We start from the raw sequence: 7,972 nt of genomic DNA on the forward strand, positions 1-7,972 counted from the left end.
GGTTACAGAAATTAACTCTAAGGTATATGCTTTTGAATATAAAAAGGGTCATCTAACACAGATTCAATCAATATCTATGATTCCTGAGGGTTTTACTGATCCCGGACATGGGGCAGATATTCAGGTATCGGCTGATGGCAAGTTTCTTTATGCCAACACGAGAAGCACGGTTAATGAAATTGCTATTTTTTCCATTGATCAGAATACTGGGAGGCTAAGTCTTATAGATAAGCAGCCTTCTTTGGGTAAAAGCTCTCGCACTTTTGCAATTGATCCGAGTGGTAATTGGTTGATTTCTACGAGTCAGGGCACTAATGAATTAATTGTTTTTAAGCGTGATCAGAATACTGGAAAATTGACTGCTACGGGGCAAAAAATCAGTATCGACAAACCTTCACTAGTTAGATTTGTTGAAATGGATTAGGAGGTTTGTATTGTTTTAGGTAAATCTGTTTTTACCAAACGATAATTTCTTATGTCATTTTTTAACGTCATTATCAATGGATTACGTACATTAATAAATTATTTATTTAGATTCAAACAATAATTAAGAAAATTTTGAAGCACTATTCAGGAATATTTATTGTGATTATAGGCCTGATATTTGGTCTTTCAGGTTTTGCAAACGCGCAAGGTACTTCCAATAAGGGGACGGATTTCTGGGTGGCTTATACTGGGCATATTGATGCTAAACTGTCGAGAATGACTTTATTTTTGTCATCGGATGTTAATACAACCTATAAAGTTGAGGGTTTTGGAGCAGTTATTGAATCGGGGACCATAACTGCAAACGTTATTAAAACTGTTTTTATTGATCCTAATGTTGTTGACGTTTATATCGGAAGCTCGGATGTTGTTGAATTAAATAAGGGAATTAACATCAGTTCTGGGAGTCCAATTTCAGTTTATTCTATTATTTCACATAGTGCAAGAACAGGGGGGAGTTTAATATTACCTACAAAGGCTCTGGGAAAGGAATATTATGCATTTTCTTATCAAAATGAAGGCGGGACGCAAGGTAACAGAGCTAGATCCGAATTCACTATTGTGGCAGTTGAAGATGATACTGAAATTGAAATAACACCAACAGTTACCTCATTTAATGGAGCTAAGGTGGCGGGTAAAACATTTAAGATACCTCAGAAACTAAATAAAGGTGATGTTTATCAGTATCAGTCCCCCAATGATGTCTCTGGCACACTCATTAAGACTTTAGGAACTTGTAAACCTTTAGCAGTTTTTTCTGGAAGTACTTGGACTGCATTTTGTGAAGTTGGAAATACAAATCCTAGTGCTCCAAGTGGAGGAGATAACCTTTTTCAACAGCTCTTTCCTGTTTCTGCTTGGGGAAAGAATTTTGTTACGGCACCATTTTATAATACGGAAAATGGAAATATTGATGCGATTCGTATTATAGTTTCCGAGGACAATACCACTATTTCAGTTAATGGAAGTGCAACTAATGCCTTTGGCACGCCTCTTTCTAACCCTTATAGTAAAGGAAGTATTATAACCTATTTTACCAATAGTCCGAGTATTGTTAAGGCTGATAAACCTATTGGATTGGCTCAATATCAATCAGCACAAAACTGTAATTCAGCGAATAGGCCTGCAGTTACTTTGCCTGGTGATCCGGAGATGACTATTCTAAACCCAATTGAACAGACTTTGAGTGATATTACAGTTTTCTCCAGACTTAATAGTGTTTCAGGAGTAAATACCAATATCACTAAGTATTTTCTCAATATCATTATTAAAACTGTTGATGCACCAAGCCTAAGGGTTGATGGTGCTGCGGTATCCGGTTTTAAAACTATAGATTCGGAATATTCTTATGTGATCATAGATGTAACGAGTTCATCAGATCAACATCGAATTATAGCCAAAGGAGGGTTTGTGGCTATTGCCTACGGCTATGGGACTTTTGAGTCTTATGCTTATCTCGCTGGTGCTGATGTAAAAAATTTATTTCAAAATATCAGTGTGAACGATAAATCCAATAATATATTAAGCAGTGGTTGTGTTTCTCAAGCTTCAAAATTTATTCTCAAATTGCCTTATCAAACCTCAAATATTGTTTGGAATTTAGACGATGGTACCGGTTCATTTACCGATTCGGCCCCTTCCTTTACTACCTCTTTAGTTGATGGGAAAGTGGTTTATAGTTATGTTTATCCCAAAGCAGACCCTATATATACAAGTCCTGGAAAATATAAAATCATAGCAGTTGCTGTTAATCCGAATCCCTCTGGATGTAGTAATTTGGAGACTGTTGATTTGGAGTTTGAAATTTTCGAACGTCCAACGGCTAATTTTTCTTCTGCAGCAACAATTTGCACCAAAGTTCCAATTACTTTCACTGATGCGAGCGTTGGTAATGGCAAGATAATAAGCAAATGGCAATGGGATTTTGGAGATGGTAATCTTTCAAGCGTTCAAAATCCGACGCATACTTTTGCGACGGCTGGTGATTATATAGTCAAACTGATGGTGGAAGGTGAAACAGGATGTCTTTCTGATGTATTCAGTCAGACAGTACATGTGATTGAACTGCCTAAAGTTAATTTTAAATATAGTAGCCCTTCTTGTGCAAGTGAGGACATTACATTTAATGATTTATCTACCACAGCAGAGGGGGCTATCAACAAATGGATCTGGAATTTCGGGGATGGCTCTGCAGATGAAACACGTACAGACGCACTTGCTTTTACGCACAAATATTCCACAGCTGGGACTTATAAAGTAAGCTTGAAAGTGTTTACTGACAAAACTTGTGAGAGCGTCACTTTCGAAAAAAATGTTCAGGTATATCCATTGCCAGTAGTAGATTTTGAACTTCCTGAAATTTGTATCAAAGATACTTTCGCACAATTCACTGATTTATCAACTATTGCTGATGGTTCTGCACTAAGCTATCTTTGGGATTTTGGAGATCCTACCTCAGGGGTTTCAAATACATCAAGCTTGAAGAATCCAACCCATATTTATACAGTGGCTGGAATATATCCAGTAAAATTAACTGTTACTACTTCAAATGGTTGTATCACTGTTGCTCAAAAGCAATTCACGGTAAGTGGAGCGGTTCCTGACGCTAAATTTTCGGTTTTAAATTCGGGAGATCTGTGCAGTAATAGAGAAGTGGTTTTTCGAAACTTGTCGACTGTTAATTTTGGGAATATCGCTAAAATTGAATGGTTTTTCGATGATGGTGTTGATATGACTTTTAAACTGATTGATGAAAACCCAGTGTTTGATGAACAATATAAAATAAACTATCCGGTTTTTAGCTCTCCAGCAACCAAGCAGTTTAAAGTTAGAATGTTGGCCTATTCGGGAGGAATATGTTTTGATGAAGAAATTCAAATTATTACACTTAAAGCTGCACCTGAGGTTATTTTTACAAATTTATCTGATATTTGTCAGGAAGCTGCTCCCTTTTTATTAAGTCAAGCTAGTGAAAAAAATGCGCAAGCAGGTGTTGGTGTTTATTCTGGTAATGGGGTAACTGCTAGCGGTTTCTTCAATCCTGCGCTCGCAGGACCGGGAATACATACGATTAAATATGTTTTTACATCGAGTAATGGTTGTTCTGATTCCAATTCGAAAGATATTTTGGTAATGCCTACACCCACAGTCTCTGCCGGTAGGGATACCGTTATTTTAGAAGGTGGTTCGGTTAAGTTACAGGGTATAGCTTCCGGAAGTAATTTAACTTATAAATGGTTGCCTTCCATTGGATTAAGTAGTGATGATGTTCTCGATCCTGTGGCAGATCCTATAAATGATGTAACTTATATTTTAACGGTAACGTCAGATCAGGGATGTGTGTCAATGGATGAAATCAAAGTCAAAGTGCTAAAAGCACCTATCGTTCCAAATGCATTTAGCCCTAATGGGGATGGTGTAAACGATAGCTGGAATATAAAATATCTGGAAAGCTATGCGAATGCTACGGTTACAATTTTTAGTAGGTATGGATCAATAGTTTATTATAGTTCGAAAGGTTATTCTCAACCCTGGACCGGACAAGCGAATGGCTCGGATTTACCCATGGGAACTTACTATTATATCATTGATCCTAAAACAGTGGGGCGTAAGCTAATTGCGGGTGATGTGACGATTATCAGGTAGCTTTCAACAATAAATAATTATCTTATTATGTTTTTGTTCAAAAAAAGAGAATCTTAAGATTCTCTTTTTTTGAACAAAAACTGAGGCCCCTAAGGATTTAAACCTTATTTTGAAGGGGAAGGTAAAAGTACTCCGTCTATCACATGTACAATTCCATTTAATGCGGGTACTGAAGCTACAACAGTTGCTCCATTAATCATTACTTTTCCGTTTTTGACACTCATCTTAACATCATTTCCATTTATCTGACCTATAATTTGTCCATCGATAAAATCTGCCGCCTTAAAAACACCTAGAGATACGTGATACTTCAGAATGTTTGCTAAATCTCCTTTGTTTTCTGGTTTTAATAAATTGTCTAAGGTGCCTGCAGGTAATTTGTTAAATGCTGCGTTTGTTGGTGCAAAAACTGTAAATGGACCTTCTTTACTTAAGGATTCAACAAGATCTGCAGCTTTTAGGGCTGCAACAAGTGTACTGTGATCTTTACTTTTAACAGCAACTTGGACAACATTGTCTTCCAACAGCAAATCATTCATGTCTGATTGAATGACAGAGTCTGTTTTTGCGATTATTGTTGTTTCGTCTGTCTTTTTTGTATTGGTTTGACAGCTCATTAATAATGAAGTACAGACCATTGTGGTTACTAATAACATCTTTCTCATAATTTTATATTTATTTTAACGATTCCACAAGATATCTCATTTATTAACCCTTTTGTATGATTTCTATCATAAATTGAGGTGTTTTTGCGTCCTATTTATAGTGTATTAAATTTCACTACACAAAAAAGCCGGTTATCAAGTCTTGATAATCCGGCTTTTCACAATAATTAGATGTCTTATACTCCCTGCTTCGCTACAGGGTTTAAATGCTGCAATTGTTCTTCAATTTCTTGAAGTTCCTTTAGCATTTTCTTTCTGTAAACTTCAGTCTGATCTGTGATCATTGGAACTAATTTTTTGTAATAATCAATCCCAACTTGGAGTTGCTCTTTAAATTTAGATATGTAGTTCGCCTTTTTATCACTCATTTCCTGCAAGTGCTTACTAATGTCTTTTTTGAGGTATTCCACATACAGATTCAGCTCATTTACAAATAGATTCGGGCGGTCTATATCGTTTAGTAGATTTAGTTTTCCATAAATATGGCTTACCATTTCATCAAGGGAGAACTTACCACTGAAATAGGCAATATTGGGTCCGGGACAAATGGCAACTGCAGTACTTTCCTTCGGTTTTAAGATGTCATTTTTTAAATATGCCGGTGCTGCCAGCCCTTCGCAAAGGCATATTTTTTCAGTTATTTCATTAAACTTTGTTTGGAATTCCTCCGGATTTAAACTTTGAGCTACTAATTGTTTAATTTTTAAATTTTGATATTCTCTGGATGCGGTACAGATTGCTTGTTCTGTGAATTCAGTATTTGTGGACAGGAATTTCTTTGTACAAGGGCTACCAGGTCTTCCTTTTTCTATGCGTTCTATTCTTTGTTTTTCGGATGTACTCTTTCTGAAATTATTGAAAGGTATTCCAAGTGGTGAAGAGTTACTAATGTAAAAATCATCCTTGCATGCCGTTGAAAGTAGTTCTAATGTTTCCTCATCAACGTTTGTGGCTTCCGGAACCAATAAAAACGGGCTTCCCCAGCCTGTAGCGTCTAGCTGATAATGTTTCATCAGGAAATTATTTTCATCAGCAGTTCCAATACCCCCTTGGACGCTGATCTTCATCTGTGGCACTTGGTTTAATTGAATGCCTTTTTCAAGTATTGCCTTGCCATACATTTCATAGAGTTCATTGATCATCTCCTGCTTTTTCAGCTTAAACTCTTCCAAGATCGGACCAAGCAGGTAGCCTTCTGTGGCAAAAGCATGACCACCACAATTAAGTCCCGATTCAATTCTGAATTCGGATACCCATAAACCCTTTTTAGCTAAAAATTTGGCCTGGATTAGTGCAGATCTGAAATCACTCACTTTAAGGATGATTGACTTTTTGAAATTGCCTTGTTGGTTAGGTAAGAAATCTAAAAATTTTTCGAGGTAACTATAAAGACGTGGGTTCATTCCAGCCGATAATACTACTGATGAGTTTATATCGCTATCAGCAAATCCTTTCAGTGCCGTTAGGGAGTCTGAAAGTTGCTCACCATTGGTGTTCGGATTCATACGATCAACCTTGGCCATGATATTTACCTGGATTTCACCCTTTTGCAATTCGTTACGTAATTCCTGCTGAAGTACAGATACTGCTTTGCTATCTTGATTGCTAAGCATTTGCTGATACTTCCCTTTTAAGGGTGAGGAATTAGGTAATAACTCAAAATATCTTACAATGTCAGAGCCTTTTTCAAAAGCTTGATTTTTAAGGTTTTCAAATTGCTCATCCACAATCTTTTTGATGAGGTTCAGGTAGGCAGTAACCCGTTTGCTTCTAGAATCAATTTCTTTAGGGTCGATCGGGACAAAGGTTTCACAGCGTTTTTCAGTATAAAATTGACGCATACGTTCAATCAGCATGTCATCAACGATAGAAACCACAGAACTGATTCCGTAGCGGGCAACTTTTACTGGGGTATCTACAGAGTAGGCTAGCCCAAGAACAGGGATATGAAAGGTATGACTCATGAAAAATTAAAAATGGTTAAATTCACGAGTACAAATAAGAGTATTTAAAAGCTCTTAAAATATGACAGGGGTCACATAATTGTGAAAAACCGCTAATAATTATTCAATTTCAAGCTTTTTAATTAATTCAGCACTCTGTGCTCTACCATGCTCAAGTCTGCCAGCAAAAAATGTTTTTACCTGTTCAAAGTGTTCTTTATAACCTTTCATGTCGCCATAGCCAATAATCGATGACCATTCACGAACTGCCGAGTGGAACTCCAAATCGTCGCCACGGATAGTTTTGTCGAATAGGGCAGTTTCAATAGATTCTTCTAATAGATCTTCGTTTTTAAATAAGTATTCTGCAATTCCTAATCTTAGCCGGAATGGGGGAGTTTGGCATATTAGATTATCGTATGGATTGATTCCAAGATGGGACCAAGCATCCACCATGCTCAATAAGCTTAAATGAGAGTTGGGCTTTCGATTTTCGGCTCCTGCGGAAAGTGAAAACTCCTGCATTACTTTTTCATCCAGCATTAAGGGTTTGTGATCTTGCCCGAAAATAAAATCTCTAGCTTTATAAAGCCGCTTCCTAAAGGTGTCGGCCTCCTCCTTAATCATTAGCTTGAAAAGCTCAGATTCCGATTCTGCATAACGTTTTATTTGATGCCTTGCATAGGGATTTAAGATGGCTAATCCTCCATAAATATGTGCCTTATAACTGAATATTCTTAATGTAATCAAGATTTTCACATTATCGATACCTCCTAAATAAGAAGCATTTTCCCATGGAAAAAACCCTGCTTCTTTCCATGCTGTACCCATGCTTTCAAAGCCCATGTGCGTAACAGCCTGTGTGTCGGCTACTATTTTATCATGCTCATGATAATCCGCTATTTCATTTAGTACTGAACCGAAAGAAGAAAGTATATCGGTCATGCGTTGATACGCTTCTTTGCTCGTTCTGTGCGGAATTACAATCATTTTTTGTCCCGCAGGATCAAAACCTGGTCCGTGGAGCGAATGGCACGTAATAATATGAGAATCTTTAGGTAGATATTTTTCAAAAGCTTCAATTTCAGGATGCTTTACAGATGTTTGTCCCGCAACAATAGCGCCTTTTTTGGTATGGGGCCCATATTGGCTCAAGACTTCTGCAATGCGTTCGGCTTCAACAGAATAGAATATAACATCAGACACTTGGGATACCTCCTTACCATCAGCTAA

Annotated in this window: 5 protein-coding genes; 2 read left to right on the plus strand and 3 right to left on the minus strand. The window is 37.1% G+C overall.

Annotated elements, in window-relative coordinates; all coding sequences use genetic code 11:
• Both ACILQF_RS07925 and ACILQF_RS07930 read left to right on the plus strand, forming a co-directional pair.
• On the plus strand, positions 1 to 424 hold a 424-nt coding region (locus ACILQF_RS07925), incomplete at its 5' end, for a lactonase family protein (protein WP_395626882.1).
• Between the two features lie 134 nt (positions 425 to 558).
• Positions 559 to 4,131 (plus strand): PKD domain-containing protein, encoded by a 3,573-nt coding sequence (locus tag ACILQF_RS07930; RefSeq protein ID WP_395626883.1) that lies wholly within the window; start codon positions 559 to 561, stop codon positions 4,129 to 4,131.
• A gap of 104 nt (positions 4,132 to 4,235) precedes the next feature.
• Here ACILQF_RS07930 and ACILQF_RS07935 read toward each other — a convergent pair whose 3' ends face one another.
• The 3 genes from ACILQF_RS07935 to ACILQF_RS07945 form a co-directional block, all read right to left on the minus strand.
• Entirely contained in the window at positions 4,236 to 4,796 is a 561-nt protein-coding gene (locus ACILQF_RS07935; protein ID WP_395626884.1) for a fasciclin domain-containing protein, read from the minus strand.
• A 176-nt stretch (positions 4,797 to 4,972) separates the two neighbouring features.
• Complete coding sequence (locus tag ACILQF_RS07940; protein WP_395626885.1) at positions 4,973 to 6,760, minus strand: hypothetical protein; 1,788 nt, start codon at positions 6,758 to 6,760, stop codon at positions 4,973 to 4,975.
• Between the two features lie 99 nt (positions 6,761 to 6,859).
• Positions 6,860 to 7,972 (minus strand): prephenate dehydrogenase/arogenate dehydrogenase family protein (locus ACILQF_RS07945; protein WP_395626886.1); only part of this gene is annotated, 1,113 nt, incomplete at its 5' end.

Origin of the sequence: Daejeonella sp., from assembly GCF_044232565.1 — a bacterium.
Lineage (GTDB): Bacteria > Bacteroidota > Bacteroidia > Sphingobacteriales > Sphingobacteriaceae > Daejeonella.

Excerpts from the sequence above, each read along its gene's own strand:
- ACILQF_RS07935 (WP_395626884.1), bottom strand. The coding sequence starts at position 4,796 with ATGAGAAAGATGTTATTAGTAACCACAATGGTCTGTACTTCATTATTA.
- ACILQF_RS07940 (WP_395626885.1), bottom strand. The coding sequence starts at position 6,760 with ATGAGTCATACCTTTCATATCCCTGTTCTTGGGCTAGCCTACTCTGTA.